Below are 21,962 nucleotides of genomic sequence, written 5' to 3'. Positions count from 1 at the left end.
GACCTCCCTAAAGAGTCGTTCGAGACCAGGACGTTGATAGGTCGGGTGTGCAAGCGCTGCGAGGCGTTTAGCTGACCGATACTAATTGCTCGTGCAGCTTGATCCTATAACCGTGAAGCCTTGAAGAGTCGAAGCTCGAAGAGGACTTCCAGAAAGAATCGAAGCGCAGTCGAAACCTGCAGTCATTTCCTTCCAAAGTTTTCAGCCTGGCGACCATACCGTTGCGGAACCACTCCTTCCCATTCCGAACAGGACAGTGAAACGCTTCAGGGCCGATGATAGTTGGTTGTATTTCCAGTGAAAGTAGGTCATTGCCAGGCTCCCCATAAAGAAACCCCTCGATGCTCAGCGCTCGAGGGGTTTCGTCTTATCCGGGCTCAGAAGTTCGCGGACTGACGAGATTCATCATAGTTTCACGACTTGTCGAAACCCAAGGCAAAAGTCGACATCGCGCAAACTGTTAGACGTCTAACACCGGAGGGACGAGGCGGCAGTGCCTCGTTTTCGATTACTGCATCCGCACCAAGAGTTTCGCAGCTATTCGTCGAACGAAGGCGCGCGGCGCAAGCTGCGCGGCCAAAGCGCCGATGCGATTGAGCCTGCCTTCGACGGCAACGGGCTTGCCTTTCATCATCGCTTGCCACCCAAAGCGAGCGACGGCTTCAGCGTCGGCCGCGTATCGGTCGAAGGGACTGTCTGCTTGCAGTCCCGCAGCGGTTCCGAAGTTCGTGCGGGTTGGTCCCGGGCAAAGAGCAGTTACGGTGACGCCCGAACCGTCGAGCTCTTGGGCCAGAGCTTCCGAAACGCTCAGCAGAAAAGCCTTCGTTGCGCCGTAGACGCCAAGATACGGACACGGTTGAAATGCGGCTGTTGATGCGACATTGAGAATACGACCGCCGCCGGCAGCACGCATGGCGCGCCCGATGCGAAGAGAAAGACGCAGGGGCGTCGCGGCATTGAGTGAAATCATGCGCTCGAAGACTGCTTCATCTTCTTCGAGCATCGAACCGAATGCCCCGAACCCCGCGTTGTTGACGAGTACCGCCGGCGTTCCGCGCTCTGACAAAAGATCGTCGGCGAGGCGATACACGCTTTGCGGGTCGCTCAGATCGGCTGCTCGAACGATGGCCTCGCACCCCGTTGCCGTACGGATTTGTTCGGCCACTGACCGGAGCGCGTCTTCACGCCTGGCGACGATGACAGGTACAAGTCCCGATTCGGCAGCGATGCGTGAGAAAATCGCGCCGAGTCCGCTTGAGGCGCCTGTGATGAGTGCCCACGGCGCAGAATGCGGGTCCGTGTTCGATGACTGGGCTTTCATTGCTTCTTCCTGGCTGTCGTCGTTGTTGTGCATAGTGCTTGCTCTCGTTGGCCGTCCTTCATAGTTCGTTCATTCAAGGATACAGATCGAATCTCGTCCTGAGATTGTTTATTCGGCGATTCTTCCGCCTATAATGCGTTAATTAAATGAGAATTAAACGCATTACATGTGGAGGTTCGGCAATGTACAGAACGACGCTCGGCGTTGACGGGATGATGTGTGGCATGTGCGAGGCCCATGTGCGGGAAGCCGTCTTGAAGGCGCTTGAGAGAAATCTCATTGCTGCAAAGAAAGTAACGGCTTCCAAATCGAACAAAACGGTCGTTGTGCTTGCCGAGCGGCCGATTGCCGAAAAGCTTCTTCGCACGGCTGTCGAAGCGACAGGCTACGAGACAACGCATTTTCGCTGTGAGTCCTATGTCGAGAAGGGCTTTTTTGCTCGCATCGGCTCATTCTTTTCGAACAACTGATCCGGCAATCGGCGTTCCTGCTCCAGAGGCCAATTTGCCGATCGGGACGGCTGCAAATGCGAAGACCTCTCTTCTCGAAGTCTTGCCAGCAGACGCACGGCGGCGCACAATTAAGCGGTAGCTCGGGAATTTTGGCCGAGTTGACAGAATATAAGGAGCAGAAGAAATGATTAATTTGAAAGCCGGCGTTCTCGCCGTTGCGGCCGCTCTTTCGATGGGGGTTGCTGTTGCTCAGGAACCCGTTGATCCGCAGCCCGCTCAGCCGCTTACGTATTCGCATCCCGCGTACCACAAGGTGACGCCTGAAGTTGCCAAGCAGATGATGAACGAAGGCGTCGTGCTCATCGACGTGCGCGAAGCCGACGAATTTGCCGAAGGCCACGTCAAGGGCGCCGTGAATGTGCCGCTCTCGACCTTCAAGCCCGGTATGAAGCTCGAAGCCGTGCCGAACCTTGAAAGCAAGGTGCTCGTGCAGTGCAAGTCGGGTGTTCGTGCCGAAAAGGCCGCGAAGATGCTCGTCGAATCGGGTTACAAGCATGTCTACAACGCTTACGGTACCAGCCAGTGGAAGGTTGAGCCGCTCGTGAAGTAATACGCGCACTTCTCCTTTCTTCAAAACAGGCCTCCGCTCGAATGTTCGGCGGAGGCCTTTATCGGCTTGGGCTGCGGGCGGTTCATTCGCCCGCACGGTTCGCGTTCTTCGCAACTGACGGTCAGTCTACGAGGTACGCGCGATAGAAGTCGTAGCCGCCGTCGGGCATCGGTTCGAAGTTCTTCAGCTTTACGCTGCGGGCCGCGGTGTTGTCTTCGTAGACGAGCCACGCCCACGGCGCATCATTCCAAATCTTTTCCTGAATTTCGCTGTAGATCTCGGCGCGGCCCGTCGGATCCGTCACGCCAAGCGCTTTGTCGAGCAGCGCATCGACCGACTTGTTGCTGTAGTAGCCTTCATTGGCGAGAACAGGGGGCGCATTCTTCGATTCGAAGATCGGTCGGATGGCCCAGTCGGTATCGGACGACGTCGACCAGCCGATGTAGTAGAGCTTCGACTTCGCGTCCTCTGGGCGCTGCACGCTTTCGACCATCGCCACGCGCTGACCGGCTTCCAAGGTGCGAAGCGTCACGCGAATGCCGACCTGAGCGAGCTGCTGCTGCAGGAACTGAATGACCTTTTGCGAGGTCGTGTTGTTGTAGCCCGACCAGAGCGTCGTTTCAAAGCCGTTCGGGAAGCCCGCTTCCTTGAGGAGCTCGCGCGCCTTCTTCGGGTCGTAGGGCCAGGGACCGAGCGTCTTGGCGAATTCGATCTGCGAGGGGATGACGCCCGTTGCCGGCCGTGCGTAGCCCGCGAACGCCACCTTGCAGAGCGCCTCCTTGTTGATCGCGTAGTTGACCGCTTGGCGAATCTTCGGATCGTCGAAGGGCTTGGCGAGGTTGTTCATGATCATGTAGCGCATGATGACAGAGGGCTGCACGATCACTTCGACGTCGTCGACTTTCTTCATTTCGCCGATCATTTCAACGGGCATGGTGTGAATGAACTGCGCCTCGCCCGTGCGGATCATCGCGGCGCGCGTGGCATTTTCGGCGACCGGCAGCCACGTGATGCCGTCAAGCTTCGGGAGTCCCTTCTGCCAATAGTTGGGGTTGCGAACGACAACAAGCTTTTCGCTCGGGTTGTACTCCTTCAGGAGGAACGGCCCCGTACCGCAGGGTTCGAACGCGATGTTGCCGTTGCCTTCCTTGATGGCGCTCGGGCAGACCATCTGCACGGTATTGGACGCGAGACGCTGAATGATGGGCGAGAAGGGGCGCTTAAGAATGATTTTGACCGTGAGCTCGTCCACAGGTTCGACCGCCTTGATCGGTTCGTACATGTTGCGCCGCGTGAGGCGATTGTCGGGATTGAGCAGGCGCTCGATGTTGATCTTCACCGCTTCGGCCGTAAAGTCCGTGCCGTCCTGGAACTTCACGCCCGGGCGCAGCTTGATCGTGTAGACCAGACCGTCTTCGGAAACCGTGTAGGACTCGGCGAGCTGCGGCACGGGCTTCAAATTCTTGTCGAGCGTGAAGAGCCCTTCGTAGAAGGACTTCGCGACGTTGCGCGAAAGACCGTCGGTGGCGTTATAGGGGTCGAGCGTCGTAAAGGACGAGGCGACGGCGACCGTGATAGTCTTCGGCACCGCTCCCTTCGCTGCGGCAGCTGGTGCCGGGGCGGCGGGTTCCGCATTCGTCTGCGCGTTCGAGGTGCTCGAAAAGCCGGTGAGCGTCGAGATGCCGACGAAACCAGCGGCTGCAACGGCAGCGACGATGGCGGCGAGCTTACCGAAACGGGCGGCATTCGAGCGATTGCTGATGTTCTTCGTCATGATGTTCTTCCCTGATGCACCACTATCGATGCAGTTTGTTTGGTTCTCTCGACTGTCAGTGAAAAATCGGCGGGATTCAAAAAATGTTTAGCCGATAACTGCCGAGAGTCGGTAATGCTGGAAACTTTGGGGCCCGGAAGAGCGGCTCTTGCGCGGCTCGTTCCGGAAGGGACTGACGCGGGCAGATCTAAGGCGGCGCAAGCCGACGTTCGGATGCGTTGCGCGGTCCCGGGGCGAATGAAAAAGAAGGAGCACCGCACCTCAGCGGTGTCGTGCGCCGTTCAGTTCAGGGAAGAAACAGATGTTGCAAGCGAGCGCCGCAACGGTGTCCGACAGCTGGACCGACAGACGACGAGAGTCTGCTGTGCATCGGAAAGCCGCAAACCCGTTTGCCGATGCTTGGGTAATGGTATTCGTCATCTGTAAACCTCTTCGAGAAAAAAAGCACCGCCACAGGATCCCGGCGCTCAATTGCCGCAGCGCACCTCCGTCCCGTCGCTCCGACGCACTTTCCTAATCAGGGACGCTGTCGGGAACGGCACATGACGAAAGCCGCTTGAAGCCAAGCATACGCCGAACGTTTACCGCTTCGCAATAGAGCGAAGTGACTAGCGGCACCTGAAGAAGTGAAAAGACGTAGAAGCCGCAGGCGCGGGATGTCGTGCCGCGTTCGCTTGAGGCAAAAACGTGCGGCAAAACCGCAAGCTTTGCCCGATTTGATCGAAGATTTGACGAAAGGCCCCCGTTTTGGGCGAATACCCTTACGGAAAAGCCAAATTTGTTCGGATGTGGGCGTAGACTTCGCTTCAACGCTCTCGCCCCAGTGTCTTCTCATGGCTTACTTTGCCCGCAAATCGCTCCTTGACGACGGCTCGAGCGAAAAGGAATTTCATCTCCTCAGCTTCCTGAGTGCCGTCGCGTCCCTCATTTCGTGCTTTGTCGTTTCGTCCGTGCCGATTCCGATGATGGCGGTCTGGACGCAAACGCTCGGCCTCACCACATCGCAGACGGCGATGACGGTCGTGAGCTACTTTGGCGGGTGCGTGGCGACGCTGCTCTTTTTCGCGCGACTCTCGAACTTTTTCGGCCGCAAGCCCGTGGTGCTCTTTGCGCTTCTTTTCGGCGCGGCGGCGAGCCTCTGCTTCTCGTTTGCCGAGACGTCAACGGGGCTTTACGTCGGGCGCTTCCTGCAGGGACTCTCCTGCGGGTTCGCTTCGAGCGCCGCCATGTCCTGGGTCGTCGACACCGCGCCGCCGGGGAAGGCCTGGCTCGGCACGGCACTCACCGCTGCGGGCCCCAACATCGGGCTTTCGATCGGTACGTTCTTCGCGGGCCTCATCATTGCGGAAAACGTCCTCACGCCGGCGCATCTCTTTGACGCGACGGTGGTGCTTCTCGCGGTGATTGCGGGCTTCGTATTCGCTTCGCGCGAGACGATGCGCTTCGGGACCGAAGCGCTCGGCGCCGTTCTCATTCCCAAAATCGCCATGCCGCGGCGTCTCTGGCGCATTTTCGGGCTGAGTGCTGCGGGCTTTGTCGGCACTTGGGGGCTCGGCAGCTTCTTTCAGGGCTTCTCCGCGCAGCTGAGCGGTCTAGTTTTCGGCGGTGCCGACGCGCTTTACGCGGCGGTTACCTATCTGCTCCTTATTCTTCCCAATGCCGCTGCGGGCGTCCTGATCGGACGCTTCAGCCCTAAGCGCGTGATTCCCGTCGTCATCACGATATTCCTCGTTTCGGGGACGACCGTCTTTGCGGCGATTGCACTCGAAAGCGCTGCCGTATTCATGGTCGCCGTGGCGTTCGTGGGCGCCTGCGGGGGTGCGACGTGCTCGACGACGCTGAAATTCCTCTTGGTCGACACGACGCTTCGCGAACGCGCTGGCGTGATCTCGGCGCTTTACCTGAGTGCCTATGTAGGTTCGGGACTGCCGAATTTTGCCGTCGGCGTCCTCGCTTCGAACGCGTCGATGTCGGTGATTTCTGCGGGCTTTGTGGTCTGGATGGCCGCAACGTGGCTCACCGTCATGGGGCTTTACGTCGTGATGAAGCGCAATCCGACGCCCGCCGAAGCGCTGCGCTACAGGGATTGAAGGGCAGGGCGCGCGAAGCTGTAAACCTTTCGTCATCGATTCATCAAATCATCACGAAAGATTCATTGGGGCGCTACGGCGCTGTCATCCGCGACGCGAAAAATGCTTGGCATCGCATTTATCCTAGGGTGTCGCTCATGAAAAGGCGACTCGATCGACCGATGCTCAAGCTCGAAAACCTCAGCAAATCCTACGGCAAGAAACGCATTCTCGAAGACATTTCGCTCGAAATCGAAAAGGGCGAAATTGTCTCCATCCTCGGCCCCTCGGGCTGCGGGAAGACCACGCTCCTCAATCTCGTTCTCGGGCTCGCGAAAGCGAGCGGCGGGCGCATTCTTTTCGACGGCGAAGACCTCACCAACGTTCCGATGGAAAAGCGCGGATTCAACATAGTCTTTCAGGACTACGCGCTCTTTCCGAATCTGAATGCTTACGAAAACATCGTCTACGGACTGCGCAACTACCCGGACCGTTCAACAGAGGAGGAGGTGAAGGATCTCATCGAGCTCTTGGGGCTCGGTAAGCACCTCGAGCAGCGCATCGACGAACTCTCGGGCGGGCAGAAGCAGCGCGTCGCACTAGCTCGAACACTCGTGATGAAGCCGCGTCTGCTGTTGCTCGACGAGCCGCTTTCGGCCTTGGACGGCCTCATCAAAGAGTCGATCAAGGAGCGCATCCGGATGGTGGCGCGCCAGCTCGATCTCACAACCCTCATCGTGACGCACGACCCGGAAGAAGCGCTCACGCTCTCGGACAAGGTGCTCATCATCAACGAAGGCCGGATCGCACAGTTCGGTACGCCCGTTGAGATTGTCAATTCGCCCGCCAACGGCTTCATCCGTCGCTTCATCCTCTCGCAGCTCACTGTTAAGCGCGACAACATCTTCCGGCTCTTTGCACTCGAAACCGGTCCGGTCAATGTGGCGCCCCGTGTGCACGCTGAAGCGCCGAGCCTTGCCGCGTCCTGAGGGACGCGGTGCCGCAGAAAGCTTCTGCATAGCGCAGTTGTCAACCGTCCCAAGCGCCGCCCCGTTGGAAGCACGGGTGCATGCCCCAAGCGTCCCAACCGCATTGCGCAGTGTGCCCGCAGCGTCTTCTGAAGCGGGCGGCGAACCAAACAAGATTCTGGAGAACCCAAAGTGTCCGCTTCCGCCGATGCGGCGTTGCCCGCCGGCTTTGACTTCGGGCGCCGCATCCGAACCTTCGCCGCGCAATTCGGCCGTTCACGCTCGGAGTACCGCTACGCCTTCGTGCTGCTCGTCTTGCTTTTTGTCGTCGTGCTTCTTTATCCGATTGCAACGGTGCTGCTGCAGTCGTTTCTGCGAGAGGGCGTCTTCACGCTTTCAAATTGGACCGAGACGCTCGCCGATCCGAAATTCCGCACGATGCTCGCCAACAGCTTCACCGTCTCGGGGCTTGCTGCACTCGTCGCGTCCGGCATTGCCTTCTTTGCGGCTTACGGGTTGACCTTCACGAATATCGACGCCCGCGTGAAGAAGGGCGTACAGCTTCTGCTCCTGCTGCCGCTTTTCCTGCCGTCGATTACGTACGGCTTTGCCGTCATCTATTCGTTCGGCCGCATGGGACTCGTGAGCCAGCTTTTCGGGCGGCTGCCGTTTTCGATTTACGGCTTCTGGGGGCTTCTCATCACGGATGTCGTCTATGCGCTCCCGCCCGCCTTCCTCGTGCTCTACAACGCCTTCCGCTACGTCGACCGACGCTTCGTGATCGTCTCGCGCGTCATGGGCGACAAGCCGTGGCGCACGTTCTGGATGACGGCGGTACGCCCGACGCTTGGGGCTTTCGTCTCGGCATTTGTCCTTTCGTTCTTCCTCGCCTTCACGGACTTCGGCATTCCGGTGTCGATTGCGGGACAGTACAGCGTGATTGCCACCGAGCTCTATCAAACGATGATGGGTGCGATTCCGAACTTCGGCACGGGTGCTGTGATCGCGATCTCGATGCTCGTGCCGTCGGCTGCGGCCGTCTGGATTTTGAAGAACGCCGAGCGGCTCAACTTCCGCTACAACCAGATTTCCGAAGAGCCGCCCATGAAGAATCGCTTGCGCGACGGGCTTTTTCTCGTCTACTTCGGGCTCATCACGCTCGTGCTGCTCGCGATCTTTGCGGTGATCTTCGTCGTCCCCTTCGTCGAATTCTGGCCTTATAAACCGAACTTCACGCTCGAGCACGTGAGCGAAGTGCTCACCGATCCGACGGTCTGGTCCTATTACGGGCGGTCCGTGGGCGTCGCACTCGTCTCGGCCGCGATCGGCACGGCCGTTGCGTTTGCTGCCGGCATGATCCGCGCGCGCTCGGACATGCCCGGCTGGTGCCGCACGACGATGGACGGGATTGCGATGCTCACTTCAACGCTCCCGGGCATGGTGCTCGGCGTCGGCTATCTCTTTGCTTTCGGCGGCACGCCGCTGCAGAACACGCTGGCGATTCTCGTCATCGCAAACCTCGTGCACTTCCTCGCGACGCCCTACCTGATGTCGACCACCGCGCTCTCGAAGATGAATGCCGGCTGGGAAACGACGGGGCTTCTGATGGGCGACAGCTGGTTTAAGAGCGTGCGCCGAATCATCGTGCCGAACGCCAAGACGACCCTCATCCAGATGTTTGAGACGTACTTCATCAACGCCATGGTGACGATCTCGGCGATCGTCTTCCTCACGGGCACGCAGACGATGGTGCTCACCACCCGAATCAAGGAGCTGCAGTACTTCGAGCGGTTCGACGCGATCTTCGTGCTCTCGCTCTTCATTTTCTTCACCAATGTGGCAGCGAAGCTTCTGCTCGACACGCTCGCGAAAGACCGCGCGCCGAGAAGCCGCTAAGCGCCCGAAAACCGACAACCCAGTGCTTGTCGTGCGCCAAAAAGCAAAGCGCACGCGCAAAATCGACAACCCAATAAAGGAAACGAATCATGACCTTTCGCATGAAATCCGCCGTTCTTGCGGCCGCTGCCGCCGCGTTCTTCCTCTCGGGGTGCGGAGAAAAACCCGCCGAGAAGACCGCGGGCGCTGAAAAGGCTGCGGCGCCCGCCGCCGAGAAGGCCACCGAAGTCGCGCCCGTCATCATCTATTCGAATGCCGACGAAGAAGCGCAGCAGGCGATGAAGAACGCGCTCGACGCCAACGGCTTCAAGGGCAAGTACCTGATGCAGGGCTTCGGGACCTCTGAATTGGGCGGCAAGCTCGTCGCGGAGGGCACCTCGATCGAAGCCGACGTCGTGACGATTTCGACCTATTACCTTGAGAGCCTGCAAAAGCAGAAGAACATGTTCGCCAAGCTCGAGACCGGGTTCGAAACGCTCAACCCGATCCCCGACTACTACGCCCCGATTCTCGGCAACTGCGGCGCGCTTTTTGTGAACACCGAAGTCCTCAAGGCCGACGGACTCGCCAAGCCGTCTTCAATTGCCGATCTTGCCAAGCCTGAGTATGCCGGCCACATTTCCGTGCCCGACATCATGGGCTCGTCGACCTCCTGGCTCATGACGCAGGCGGCGATTGCCGACAAGGGCGAGGTTGACGGTGCGGCCGAAATCCGCGCGATTGAAAAGAATGCGGGCGCGCACCTCGAAAAGTCGGGCTCTGCCCCCTTGAAGAAGATCCGTGCGGGCGAAGTCGCCGTGGGCTTCGGGCTGCGCCACCAGGCGGTGTCCGATAAGGCGAAGGGACTTCCGATCGACTACGTCGATCCGACGGAAGGAAACTTCACGCTCTTTGAAGCCGCTGCCGTCGTCAACAAGGGCGAAAAGACCAATCCGAACGCCCAGAAGGTTGTCGAGACGATCGTGAAGTTTGGCCGCACCGAACTCCTTAAGTACTACCCGGTGGCGATCTATAAGGGCGAAACGGTTGACGCAGCCGACAAGCCCGCCAACCCGAAGCAGTTCAGCGAACCGCTCACGGTTGAGCTCCTTCAGAAGCACCAGAAGCTCGTGAAGGGCGAATAAGCCATTGAGACATTGGCTCGGCCGCCGAGATTTGCGTTTGACGCGCGGCCGAGATGTTTTTCCCCCTTCCTTGGCGCTCGACGTCGGCCTATCCGCTGTACCCGAGCGCAGAAAAGCAGACACAAAAGACCGCTTCATCATGTCCGATATTTTTCAGAAGGATCCGAATACCTACAAGCTCCTGACGCCCGGGCCCCTCACGACGTCGCTCTCCGTTCGTGAGGCGATGCTCGTCGACCGCTGCACCTGGGACGACGATTACAAGACGATGACGGAAGATATCCGCCGGCGTCTTTTGAAGCTCGCGCACGCAGGCGACGACTACGGTGTCGTCCTGATGCAAGGTTCGGGCACTTTCGGCGTCGAATCCGTACTCTCGTCGGTGCCCAGCAAAGACGACTGTGTGCTCGTGCTCGTGAACGGCGCTTATTCCGTGCGTCAGTGCGAGATTCTCGAGCGCTACGGCATCGCGTACCGCCGTCTCGATTTCGCTTGGGACGAAGTGCCTTCGGCCGAAAAGACGGCGGCCTTTCTCGACGAGCATCCGGAAGTGACGATCGTTTCGATGGTGCACAACGAAACGACGACCGGGATCATCAACGATCTTGGCGCCATCGCAGCCGTTGCGAAGCCCCGAGGACTCGCTTTCTTCGTCGACGCGATGAGTTCGTTTGGTGCGGTCGACATCGACGTGCCTAAGCTCGGGATCGACTTCATCGTTTCGTCGGCGAATAAGTGCATTCAGGGCGTGCCCGGCTTTTCCTACATCATCGGTCGGCGAGATGCCATCGAGGCGTCGAAGGGCAATGCCCGTACGGTGTCGCTCGACCTCTACGACCAATGGCGCGTACTCGAAAAGGACGCGGGCAAGTGGCGCTTCACGTCGCCAACGCACGTCGTCGCGGCCTTCCATCAGGCGCTTCTTGAGCTCGAGGCCGAGGGCGGGATCGCTGCGCGCGCAGCGCGCTACGCCCGTACGAATCGCCGCCTGCGTGCGGGCATGGCCGAATTGGGCTTCACGGCCTACATTGACGAGGCACACCAAGGGCCGATCATCACGACCTTCTTCTACCCGAGCGAAGATTTCGATTTCAAGTCGCTCTATGCGTTCCTCAAAGCCAAAGGCTATGTGATCTATCCGGGCAAACTCACCGACCGCGACACGTTCCGGCTTGGCAATATCGGCGAAATTTACGATGAGGACGTCGAACGCATCCTCGCCATCATGCGCGAATACGTTGAAGCGCACCGTGCTGCTTGAGTATTGGGGTCCAAAAAATGAAGAAAATCGAAGCCGTCATCTTTGACTGGGCGGGCACGACCGTCGACTTCGGGAGCCTCTCGCCCGTGTCAGCCTTTAAGGAAGCCTTCCGCATGAATGGCATTGAGGTGACCGACGAAGAAACGCGCGCCCCGATGGGTATGCTCAAAATCGACCATATCCGCACGATGCTTGCGATGCCCGATGTGGCCGCGCGCTGGCGCGATGCACACGGACGTGAACCGACGGAAGCAGACGCGCAGGCGATTTACGAGGTCTTCGAGCCCGCGCTCATGAAGGTGCTCGATCGACACTGCGATTTGAAGCCGGGGCTTCTCGAATGCATGCGCGAATTGAAGCGCCGCGGCGTCGCTCTCGGGAGCACCACGGGCTTCACGAGCGACATGATGGCGGTCGTCTGTGCCGAGGCAGCCAAAGCGGGCTACTCCCCCGACACGTTCGTGACGGCCGATCAAGTCGGGGGCTACGGGCGGCCGTATCCGTACATGATTTTTGAAAACATGCGTCGCTTGAAGATCGGTTCGGTCGACGCCGTCATGAAGGTGGGCGACACCGTTTCCGACATTGAAGAGGCGCTCGCTGCCGGTGTGACGGCCGTGAGTGTCGTCGAAGGATCGTCGGTGATGGGGCTTTCGCGTGCCGAATGGGATGCGCTTTCCGAAGACGAACGCAATGCGCACCGTGAGCGCACGGCCGAAGTCTTCTGGCGCGCGGGCGCGCACTACGTGATCGGGCGCCTCTCGGCGCTGCCGGCACTCGTTGATGCGGTGAATGCTGCGCGAAGTCGCTGAAATCGACTTGAAGCGCGAAGCGGCGCAGCTAAAACGCAGCAGAGCGCGACGCGTTCGAGGCCGCTCGAAAACGGCGGCCTCGAAAATGCGCAACAATAAATGCCGCACCGGAGGCGGGCCCGCCGGTGCGCGTTTGCTTTCTAGAGATCGGGTCCGGAAAAGGAAATGCCTTCATGTCCCTTCACTCGAAGAGCGCCGACCTCGACCATTCGGCGGACTTCCCCTTCCGTCTTTTTTCGGGGGAGCTCCCCGAAGTCGTCGCGTTCGACCTTGACGATACGCTCATTACGGGCGACAGCATGCTTCTCTGGCACGAGTGGCTCTATGAAACGGGCGTTGTCCCGGAGCGCCGCTGGCTCGACGTCATTGCGCGGATGCTGCGCGAGTATCACGAGGGTCGGCTCGACATGGCTGCGTCGCTTGCCGAACTCATGCCTGCTGTCGAACGGTTTTCACTCGAAGAGCTCTCGGTGCTTCTCGAGCGCTTCATTGACGAGCGCATCGTGCCGCGCATCCGCAAGGAAGGGCGTGCGCTCATTGCGGCGGCGCAGGCTGCGGGCCGGCCGGTCGTGATCATTTCCGCGTCGAGCGCCTACATCGTGCGGCCGATTGCGCGTCGTTTCGGCATCGAAAACGTTGCCGATGTGATCGGCATTGAAATGAAAACGCTCAACGGGCACCTCACGGGCGAGGTCGAGGGCGTCATGTCTTTCCGTGAAGGCAAGGTCGTGCGTCTCTCCGAATGGCTTGCCGAGCACCGCCCGGGCGTGCAGCTCGCGCAGGTGTTTTTCTTCACCGACAGCGCCAACGACCTGCCCCTCTCGCTCGCTGCGGGCGGCGCCGCCTTCGTGAATCCCGATCCCGTGCTTGAGGCGGCTGCTCACGAACGGCGCGCACCCGTTCTTTTCTGGCATTCGCCCTACGACGAGGCCGAGCGCGCGAAGACGGACGAAGCGGCCTGCGGGCAGACGCCAAACGAAACGCTCGACGCACTCGAGGCGCTCGACGATCCGGACAACGCCGACGATCGTCCCGACCCGCGCGCAGGGCGCTTCACGAAGTTCCGTCATCCGGGACTCGTGCGCGAAGACGACGAGGACGACGACGATTGACGGAGGAATGCAGCAGGAATCTCCGTTGATTTCGGCGTGAGGCCGACCGTATGCGGCGCACGATGCCCAAAACGGTTCGTGCGCCGTTTTGTTTCCTTTTCGGGCATATGCGGCTCTTTGAGCGTGCAGTCGCCCGATCTTCGGCGGCGTTCGGCAGTCCTGCTGAACGCCGCCGCTTTTAGCAGCATTTTCACTTCTCTTGCGGCCTCTCAGCCTCTCTAGCGAAAAGCCTCTAGGGGGTTCTCGCTAAGGCAAGTTTTTCGCGCTGAAAGGGGCGTCCATAATCGAAGATAGGCCCGAAGGCGAACATATCTTCGGGCGGAAACCAAAGAGAGGAGAACTTCGAGATGACGCTCGAGAAAATTTCGCGCCGAATGCTCGGCGCAGCGATTGCTGCTGCCGTACTCGCACTTGCGGGCTGCGGTGAAGAGAAAGCGCCGGCACAAAGCGAGGCGGCTGCCGGCAAAACACTGATTCCGATCGGCATCGTGCAGCTTGTCGAGCACGACGCGCTCGACGCGGCCGTTCGCGGGATCGTCGACGGTCTCGCCGCCCGGGGCTACAAGGACGGCGAAACAATTGCGATCGACCGTCAGAACGCGCAGGCCGATCAGTCCAATCTTCATAACATCGGCACGCGCTTTGCGAGCGCGAAGGATAAGCTGATCTTCGCCGTGGCCACGCCCGCCGCTCAGGCGATGGCGACAACTGCACGGGACATCCCGATTGTCGGTACTGCCATTACCGACTTCGTGTCCGCCAAGCTTGTGAAGAGCGACGAAGCGCCAGGGGGCAACGTTACCGGGGTCTCCGACATGGGCCCAATTGAAAAGCAGTTCGAACTTCTCACCGCTCTCGTGCCCAATTTGAAGACCGTGGGCACGATCTACAACTCGAGCGAAGTCAATTCCGCCGTGCAGGTGACGCGCCTCAAGGACGCGGCTGCCAAGGCGGGCGTCGAAGTGGTTGAAGCGACCGTGAGCAGCGTCAACGACATTCAGCAGGCTGCCGCGAGTCTCAAGGACAAGGTCGATGCGCTTTATCTGCCGACCGACAATGTGATCGCCTCGGCCGTGCCGGTGTTGGCAAAAGTGGTGAACGACGCCAAGATTCCGACCGTTGCGGGCGAAATCGGCATGGTGGAAAACGGGTGCCTCGCGTCCGTCTCGGTTGACTACTACGAGCTCGGCAAGATGACGGGCGAGATGGGCGCCGACATTCTCGACGGCAAGTCCGTCCCCGCGCAGATGCCCGTGCGCCGGCAGCTCGACGGCGAACTCGTGGTCAATATGAAGACCGCTCAGGCGATCGGCATCACGATCCCCGAGGCGATTCTCTCGAAGGCCAAGAAGTTTGAGTAACGGCTCCGACGGGCCGCGCGTGTCGACAAGCGACCGCGCGTCTTTGTGAAGAAAGCATCAACAACCATCCGACAACAAAACCGACGGCAGCTTAATTTGGACTGACTGCAATGCTGCCCGAGCGTACTTAGAAGGGACAAAAGACATGCTGGAGCTCGTTTTCTCTACCGTGGGCCAAGGGCTCGAATGGTCCGTTATGGCGATCGGGGTATTTCTCACGTTCAGAATCCTCGACGTCGCCGATCTTTCCGTTGAAGGTACTTTTCCGCTCGGCGCCGCCGTGGCGGCGACGTGCATTGCCGAAGGTCTCGGCATCGTGCCCGGCTATCTGCTTGCGATTCTCGCGGGCGGCATCGCCGGGGCCGTGACGGGGCTGCTCACGACCAAACTCAGAATTCCCGCGCTCCTCTCCGGGATTCTGACGATGATCGGCCTCTATTCGGTCAATCTGCACGTCATGGGCAAGGCCAACGTGGGGCTGCTGCAGGACGAGACGATTTTTACGCTCGTTGAGAAGCTCGCCCCCGTGGGCGTTGCCGGGAGCGCCCTGATTGTCGGCGCCGTGCTCGCGTTTGTGGTGGCGAGCATCATCTATTGGTTCTTCGGCACGGAAATCGGCACGGCCGTGCGCGCTACGGGCTTTAATCCGCAGATGGCGCGTGCACAGGGCATCAACACGAATGCCATGGTGGTGCTCGGGCTCGTGGTCTCGAACGCGCTCGTCGCGGTTTCGGGCGCGACCGTCGCGCAGGCCAATGGTTTTGCCGACGTCGGCATGGGTACGGGCACGATTGTGATCGGGCTCGCCTCCGTCATCATCGGGGAAGTCCTCTTTTCGCCCAAAAGCTTCAAAACTTCGCTCGTTGCGGTGGTGCTCGGCTCGATTGTCTACCGCATCGTGATCGCACTCGTGCTTGAGATGGGGATGCCCCCGAACGATCTCAAGCTCTTTACGGCCGTGCTTGTGGCCGCAGCGCTCTCGCTGCCGCTCCTCAAGACGAAGCTCTCCGCACGCAGCATCCGCGGCTAAGCCGATGCACGCGTACTCAAAGAACGACACGAATCACGAAGGACAATCGACATGCTTCGCATTGAAAACATCCACAAGACCTTCTTCCCGGACACGGCCAACGAAAAGAAGGCGCTTCGCGGCGTGAACCTCTCGCTCGAAGCGGGCGATTTCTGCACGGTGATCGGCTCAAACGGCGCGGGGAAGTCCACGCTTCTGAACGCCGTGGCAGGGGCCTTTCCGATCGACAAAGGTTCGATTTCGATCGACGGCGTCGACGTGACGTCGATGCCTGAGCATAAGCGCGCCGCTTTCATCGGACGCGTCTTTCAGGATCCGATGAAGGGGACGGCCGCAGGCATGATGATCGAAGAGAACCTTGCGGTGGCCGACCGCCGCGGGCGGCGTCTCACGCTTCGCTGGAGCGAACAGAAAGATCGCAGCGAGTACTTTCGCGAGCTCCTTCGCGGGCTCGGCTTGGGGCTCGAAGACCGCATGACCGCGCATGTCGGCCTTCTCTCGGGCGGGCAGCGCCAGGCGCTCACGCTTCTGATGGCGACGCTCGTTCGCCCGAAGCTTCTGCTCCTAGACGAACACACGGCTGCGCTCGACCCGAAAACGGCCGAGAAGGTGCTCGAGATCACGGACCGCATTGTACGCGAACAAACCCTTACCACACTTATGATTACGCATAATATGCGCGACGCGCTTCGCTTCGGCAATCGCTTGGTCATGATGCACGACGGTCGTCCGATCCTCGACGTGCGCGGGGAGGAGAAGGCGAAGCTGACGGCGGTCGATCTTCTGAACTTCTTCGAGAAGGCGGGCGACGGCGTTTCGGACAAGATGCTTTTGAGCAAATAGCCGTTGGTTTCGGACGAAGAATAGGTGGCATTTGTTGCGGTTACCTCGTCTTTTCCGCAAATGGGGAGTCCAATTTCGGGCTCCCCATGGTATTTCTTGAGCACAAAAAGTCAACGTTGACGTTTTCTTCAAGGATCTTGAAGAAAAACTCCGATGGCGTTCAGAGGTTGGTCTTTCATCCCAACGAGAAAACCCGTGCACTCGTTTCATGAGTGTTGTTTTTCCGTAACTCGTCAATCGTGTAAAGGCGAAGAGAAGGGGAGGGCTCGAAACAATGTACTTTTCTCAAAAACAGATTTACTTCATCTATAGAAGTAAACTGCAAACTGTCTTTAAATAGGGGTTATTACCCCCCCCCGTCGAGCGCTCTTTTAGGATGGCTCCGTGCCTTCGCATCGAGATCTTGCGTGCGAAGACATGACGTCTGCGTGAGATGCAGACGATCAAGAAATATTTCTTGGAGTTATTCAAATGAAAACAACGAAGAGCGTGTTCAACCGCACTTTGATCGCTGCAGCCATTGCGGCGGTTTCTGCTGGTGCTTTTGCCGCTGATACGCAGTGGAAGGATGCCCCGACGGCTGAAGAACTGCCCCCCGTCACGAGCACCATCGGCTGGGATGACGTCAAGGGTCAGAATCATTTTCTTTATACGTCCGCAACAGCGGCCAGCCAGTTCTTGCTTGCCGATGCTGAGCATCAGACTTTCAACGGCACGCTTTGGGTGACCGGCAGCGGTGCGGGTGTCCAGGCTACGGGGCTCTGGGCTGCAGGCGAAAAGAATCAGATCATCAACGCTGGCGGCAGCACGATTTATGTGACGGCTGCGAGCGGTGCGGATTCCTGGTCGCAGCATGCCATGGGCGCTGCCAACGGTGCCGTTGCGATTAACGAAGGCAAGATCGTTGCCAACAACGCTTACGGCATGTTTGTGGGCACTGACAAGAATGGCACGAAGGCTGCCACGATCATCAATAACGGCCAGATTTACGTCGAAACCGAAGGCGCAGCTATGGAACTCGGCGGCGTGGATGGTTCGATTGCTGTCAACAAGGGCCAGATCCATGTTGCGAAGTCGGCCGATGGTAAATTCGGTCATGGCGTTCTTATCCAGGATCAGACCGACGGTGTTTTTGTCAATGCCGGTCTGATTGAAGCGACTGAAGGTGCTTCCGCCATCGAACTGAAAGGTACTTCGACGGGTAACAAGATTTACCTTGTCGCCGGTTCGGATGTCAACGGCAAGATCAATGTGACGGCCGAGGGTAAAGGCAATGAGCTTTATGCCTACGGCACGACCGACGAGCTCGACCTCGCTGTTGCTGCTGATGCGCCGCTCTATTTTGAAGTGGCCGAAGGCGCCAAAATCACGCTCAAGAACGGCAACAAGTCTGTTCTGGCAGAGACCTACATTGAAAACGCGACGCTCAATGCTTCGATTTGGCAGGCTGACAATCAGTTCAAGTCCGTCGAAGTCAGTGAAGGTGGTGTTTTCAATATTTTGAAGCTCAATTCCGGCGGTACGACCGATGACAATCACACCACCCTGCTGTTGGGCTATGGCATGGACGTTGAGCTCGACGGCGGCAAGCTTTTCGTTGCTGGTTCCGAATACCACGACGACCTGAAGATTGGTACGGCTCGTCAGGAGCAGGGCGGTAAGCCTACCGATGCGTATGGCCGTGGCACGCTGACGATCAAGTCCGGCAGCTACAGCTTCAAGGACGTGACGGTCGGCAAGACGGGCACGATCGAAGTTGACAGCGGCAACCTCACTGTCAACAACCTGTCGTTCTCTAAGGGCAAATCTGGTAATGCAGGTAAGGTTTCTGTTAAACGTGAAGGCTCGTTCACGATCAACGGCACCCTGACGGCTGGTGCTGGTGGTAGTGCGATTAATCTTGCAGGCGGTTCGCTTCAGACCTCTTACAAGAACTTCTTTACGGCTGGCGAGGACAACAAGTTTACGGTCAAGGCCGACAACACCCAATTCATTCAGGGCACCGGCGTCCTCGATTTGGTTGACGTTACCGGCGACTATTCGCTCCAGAATCTGAAGGATACGCAGGCGAAGTTTGGCCAGGGTGTTCAGATTGCCTTCTCGAACGGCACGCTCAAGCTCGGTGAGAAAGAAGATCTGACCGGTTCGTCGATCAGCGGTCTCGCTCTCGAAAACGTTATGGGCGACGCGACCAAAGACGGTACGTTCAAGGTTACGAAAAATACTACGGTTGCCGGCGTGAACTTCGGCGAACAACAGAACGCCTCTATCAGTGCTGACGCTGACGCTGGCGCTACGCTCACCCTCTCCGGGAACAACGGCAACCTTTTCCAGGGGGATGTGACGACTGCTGAAGACGGCATCGTGACGACCTCAGGGGCTATCCAATTGGGCGTTAACAGCCAGGACTCCGGCGTTGTGAATGTTGATGCTCTCAATGTCGACGGCTCGCTGAATGTTGTCGGCTCGTTCGCTGCTCAGTACGTTAGCCTTGGCGATAAGGCGACGCTGGCCGTTGAAGATTTGGCTCGCTTTGAGGTTTCGTCCTTGACGGGACTTGAAGGTTCGACGGCCGATGTGACCGGCGGCGTTCTCTCTACCCGTGAAATCGGTGTTGCGCTGACGGTTCAGGACGGCGGCACGCTCGTCCTCGGCGCACCGATACTTCCTGACAATCCCAACGCGCGTGCCGACGTGAAGCAGATCACCGGTTCGGTCATCGTTGAAAAGGGTGCAGGCGCCGAAGGTGCCGTCTTTACGACGAATGAACTGAAAGGTGCTCAGCTTGCCGCTGCCGTGAAGGACGGTGCGTTTGATGAAGAGGGTGTTGATCGTTCCGACTTCAATGCGGTCTATATCGACCGTACTGTTTCCGTCGATGTTCGCAACGGTTCTTTGAACGTGGGTAAGGTTGGCCTGCGCGGTCACGGTGCCGTTGGCATCGGCAGCGACGTGATCACGGTCATCGACCTGGGTGCGTTTGCTTCCGGCGACGTCATTTTTGACGCCGAAAACGGCTTGGGTATCAATCCGAGCGGCAAGGGCTATGTGACGAACGTTCTCTCGGAAAAGCGAGTGACGTTGGTTAATGCCGTCAACCAGGTAACGGGCGTTGAAAACTTCTTCGAAAACGACAACGCGTTCCTCAACGTTTCGGCGGAAAAGATCCCTGCTCAGGCCGCAACGGAAACGAATCCTGCGGTTTCCGCTCATACGGACTTGGTCGTCAAGTTCAACGACCAGGTGACTGATGAAGCTGACCTGCTTGCTGCACTGCCCAAGGTGCTTGCCGAAGGTGCCAATATCGACAATCAGCGTGTTCTTGCCGCGATCGGCAGCAAGAATGGCGAATTTGTCGAAGGCGACAAGCTCACGACTCGTGGTGAAGATGCGACGTACGAATACCTTGCTATGCCTGTCACGGCCGGCACGTACAACGTCGCGTATGACGCTGCCGAGCAGGTTACCGGTACGATCCAGCGCCGCAACCTCGAACCCTCGACGGGTCTCGGCGTGTGGGCCGACGTCTTCTACGCTTCGAACGAAGCCGAAACGATGTACGGCGACAGCGGGTACTCGGCCGATATCTACGGCGGTGTCTTGGGCTTCGATGGCACCTTCTCCTGCGGCGCCAAGCTCGGTCTTGCGCTCTCGATCGGTAGCGGCGACGCCGACAGCGAAAAGAGCGTCGGCAAGTACGGCAACGACGCCGACTTCTGGGGCGTGTCGATCTATACGGGCAAGGACATCGCCGGCCTCTACTTCTCGGCCGACGCTTCCTACCTCTCGTTCGACAACGACATCACGGGTTCGGTGGCCGGTGCTTCCGTCAAGGAAAACATCGACTCGTCCGTCTTCACGATCGGCGTTCGCGCCGACATGACGGTCTGGGACGAAGGCTTCAAGGTCGTTCCGCACGTGGGTCTGCGCTACACGAAGATCAACGTTGACGACTACCGCGGTCTCGACTCCGATTCGATGGACGTCTTCGAAACGCCGGTTGGCGTCAAGATTGCGGGCGACTTCGAACCGTCCGCGGGCTGGACGCTCACCCCGTCCTTTGACTTCACGATCGTTCCGCAGTTGGGCGACAAGGATGTCAACACGCTTATCGGCGACGTTGACGTGCTTGACAACGTCTACAACTCGACGCTCGGCGTGAACGCCTCCTACGGCAACTTCACGTTCGGCCTCTCGTATCGCTACGGCTTCGGCACGAACGATCGCAGCAACAACGCCTTCCAGGCGCGTGCGGCGTACGCCTTCTAAGCGATGCACTTGAATAGCACGGCTTTCCGCCGTGCTTGACGAGTGGAAACCGACAGGGCGGTTGCTCTGTTGAGGCGAAATGAGGGCTCGCCGTCTGTGCGGCGGGCCCTTCATTTAAGGGGCTACAGGCATGCGTCGAATCGAAGAAAGCGGATCATCCGTACCCGTGGATAGCAAGCGTGAATTGCCAGAGGGGGTTCCGACGGATAGGCAGAGACTTTCGGCCAAGATGCTATTTGAAAAGGGTTTTGGTTATAAGTCAGTTGCTGCGATGCTCGGTCTGTCTCCGCATACGGTCAGAGACTGGAACCGCAACTATAAGCGGGGCGTCTTCCACGTGAAGCGCTCGGCAAATCAATACCGGTATCCAGAGGAGTCGAAGCAATTTGTAAGAGACCTGCGTCGCCAAGGCTTGAGTTGGCGGGAGATTTCCGAACACACGGGCATCAACGTTACAACCTGCAGGAACTGGGTGCAGACAAAAAGTGATAAGGAGCTGAAGGCATAGTGTTGCGCTAAAGGAAGGTTCTTCAAATCCGATTCGCTTGGTTTAGGTATTGTCCGAACACGGGGAAGCATTTCCTTGTTTTGAGCCGTTGCACGGGTGAAGACGAGGCTCGAAGCGCTACGGATTGCGCAGCACTCAGTCAGCCGTGGATGCATGGGCGCATCGGCAGTGTGCATCACCAGTTATTCCGAACTCTGTTTTGGAAACGGCTTTTTCAGAGAGAGCACCCCTTGATGCCCGCACAAGTACTCCCAGTTCAAACTCATGGGCATTTTCGGATGTTGGCCTGCGCAACGCCAGACTTCAGTTTCGGCAGCTTGAAGAAACGCACTTGATGGAAAAAGTCATCTTCAATGAACTTCGACTGCGGGGCTTCTATGTGGATGCGGGCTTGAATCAGTTAAAATAAATCTACTCGAATATAACTATTTATTGCCAAAATGAGTAGGTTTATAAGCATCGGAGAAGCTGCGAGAACTCTTGGGGTCTCCATTTCGACCCTTCGGCGATGCGATGCGGAGGGCAAGCTGCACGCGAATCGCACCCGTTCCG

General features: G+C 58.6%; 18 protein-coding genes and 2 rRNA genes. 18 read left to right on the top strand and 2 right to left on the bottom strand.

Annotated elements, in window-relative coordinates; all coding sequences use genetic code 11:
- Positions 1 to 106: ribosomal RNA gene (locus H6A60_RS10445) — 23S ribosomal RNA — on the top strand; the annotation flags it as partial.
- A gap of 99 nt (positions 107 to 205) precedes the next feature.
- Positions 206 to 320, top strand: a 5S ribosomal RNA gene (gene rrf / locus H6A60_RS10440).
- Positions 321 to 508: 188 nt separating this feature from the next.
- Here rrf and H6A60_RS10435 read toward each other — a convergent pair.
- The gene (locus tag H6A60_RS10435) at positions 509 to 1,354 is read right to left on the bottom strand and encodes an SDR family NAD(P)-dependent oxidoreductase (protein WP_239477711.1); all 846 of its coding nucleotides are present in this window, start codon (positions 1,352 to 1,354) and stop codon (positions 509 to 511) included.
- A gap of 149 nt (positions 1,355 to 1,503) precedes the next feature.
- On the opposite strand from H6A60_RS10435, the gene H6A60_RS10430 reads away from it, so the two are divergent.
- Both H6A60_RS10430 and H6A60_RS10425 read left to right on the top strand, forming a co-directional pair.
- Entirely contained in the window at positions 1,504 to 1,791 is a 288-nt protein-coding gene (locus H6A60_RS10430) for a heavy-metal-associated domain-containing protein (RefSeq protein ID WP_205104326.1), read from the top strand.
- A gap of 166 nt (positions 1,792 to 1,957) precedes the next feature.
- On the top strand, positions 1,958 to 2,383 hold the full coding sequence (locus H6A60_RS10425; protein WP_205104323.1) for a rhodanese-like domain-containing protein: 426 nt from the start codon (positions 1,958 to 1,960) through the stop codon (positions 2,381 to 2,383).
- Between the two features lie 121 nt (positions 2,384 to 2,504).
- On the opposite strand, the gene gsiB is transcribed toward H6A60_RS10425, so the two are convergent.
- Entirely contained in the window at positions 2,505 to 4,157 is a 1,653-nt protein-coding gene (gene gsiB, locus H6A60_RS10420) for a glutathione ABC transporter substrate-binding protein GsiB (protein ID WP_205104321.1), read from the bottom strand.
- Between the two features lie 833 nt (positions 4,158 to 4,990).
- Here gsiB and H6A60_RS10415 point away from each other — a divergent pair.
- The 14 genes from H6A60_RS10415 to H6A60_RS13955 all read left to right on the top strand — a co-directional run.
- Positions 4,991 to 6,247, top strand: coding sequence for an MFS transporter (locus H6A60_RS10415; RefSeq protein ID WP_205104319.1), 1,257 nt, complete (start codon positions 4,991 to 4,993; stop codon positions 6,245 to 6,247).
- Positions 6,248 to 6,384: 137 nt separating this feature from the next.
- On the top strand, positions 6,385 to 7,215 hold the full coding sequence (locus H6A60_RS10410) for an ABC transporter ATP-binding protein (RefSeq protein ID WP_239477710.1): 831 nt from the start codon (positions 6,385 to 6,387) through the stop codon (positions 7,213 to 7,215).
- A 171-nt stretch (positions 7,216 to 7,386) separates the two neighbouring features.
- A complete protein-coding gene (locus tag H6A60_RS10405) occupies positions 7,387 to 9,090 on the top strand; it encodes an ABC transporter permease subunit (RefSeq protein ID WP_338054865.1) in 1,704 nt (567 codons plus the stop codon).
- 89 nt (positions 9,091 to 9,179) lie between these two features.
- Positions 9,180 to 10,214 carry an ABC transporter substrate-binding protein gene (locus tag H6A60_RS10400; protein ID WP_239477709.1) on the top strand — a complete coding sequence of 345 codons (1,035 nt, stop codon included), beginning with the start codon at positions 9,180 to 9,182 and terminating at the stop codon, positions 10,212 to 10,214.
- 139 nt (positions 10,215 to 10,353) lie between these two features.
- Positions 10,354 to 11,475, top strand: coding sequence for a 2-aminoethylphosphonate--pyruvate transaminase (locus H6A60_RS10395; RefSeq protein ID WP_205104317.1), 1,122 nt, complete (start codon positions 10,354 to 10,356; stop codon positions 11,473 to 11,475).
- A gap of 17 nt (positions 11,476 to 11,492) precedes the next feature.
- Positions 11,493 to 12,287 (top strand): phosphonoacetaldehyde hydrolase, encoded by a 795-nt coding sequence (gene phnX / locus H6A60_RS10390; protein WP_205104315.1) that lies wholly within the window; start codon positions 11,493 to 11,495, stop codon positions 12,285 to 12,287.
- A gap of 173 nt (positions 12,288 to 12,460) precedes the next feature.
- Complete coding sequence (locus H6A60_RS10385) at positions 12,461 to 13,399, top strand: HAD family hydrolase (RefSeq protein ID WP_205104313.1); 939 nt, start codon at positions 12,461 to 12,463, stop codon at positions 13,397 to 13,399.
- Positions 13,400 to 13,746: 347 nt separating this feature from the next.
- On the top strand, positions 13,747 to 14,760 hold the full coding sequence (locus H6A60_RS10380) for an ABC transporter substrate-binding protein (RefSeq protein WP_205104311.1): 1,014 nt from the start codon (positions 13,747 to 13,749) through the stop codon (positions 14,758 to 14,760).
- 145 nt (positions 14,761 to 14,905) lie between these two features.
- Positions 14,906 to 15,790, top strand: a complete 885-nt coding sequence (locus tag H6A60_RS10375; RefSeq protein ID WP_205104309.1) for an ABC transporter permease — start codon at positions 14,906 to 14,908, stop codon at positions 15,788 to 15,790.
- Positions 15,791 to 15,841: 51 nt separating this feature from the next.
- On the top strand, positions 15,842 to 16,633 hold the full coding sequence (locus H6A60_RS10370) for an ABC transporter ATP-binding protein (RefSeq protein ID WP_205104307.1): 792 nt from the start codon (positions 15,842 to 15,844) through the stop codon (positions 16,631 to 16,633).
- Positions 16,634 to 17,104: 471 nt separating this feature from the next.
- Positions 17,105 to 20,902 carry an autotransporter family protein gene (locus H6A60_RS10365; protein WP_205104305.1) on the top strand — a complete coding sequence of 1,266 codons (3,798 nt, stop codon included), beginning with the start codon at positions 17,105 to 17,107 and terminating at the stop codon, positions 20,900 to 20,902.
- A 130-nt stretch (positions 20,903 to 21,032) separates the two neighbouring features.
- Positions 21,033 to 21,410: a MerR family transcriptional regulator gene (locus H6A60_RS10360; RefSeq protein ID WP_205104297.1), complete on the top strand. Its 378-nt coding sequence runs from the start codon at positions 21,033 to 21,035 to the stop codon at positions 21,408 to 21,410.
- 124 nt (positions 21,411 to 21,534) lie between these two features.
- Entirely contained in the window at positions 21,535 to 21,819 is a 285-nt protein-coding gene (locus H6A60_RS10355) for a hypothetical protein (RefSeq protein ID WP_205104295.1), read from the top strand.
- 31 nt (positions 21,820 to 21,850) lie between these two features.
- On the top strand, positions 21,851 to 21,962 hold a 112-nt coding region (locus H6A60_RS13955; RefSeq protein ID WP_205104328.1), incomplete at its 3' end, for a MerR family DNA-binding transcriptional regulator.

Source organism: Sutterella massiliensis (assembly GCF_016899755.1).
In the GTDB taxonomy this organism is placed as follows: Bacteria; Pseudomonadota; Gammaproteobacteria; order Burkholderiales; family Burkholderiaceae_F; genus Sutterella; species Sutterella massiliensis.
The sequence above is the reverse complement of the archived record's forward strand: the minus strand, read 5'-3'. Positions and strand labels throughout refer to the sequence as shown.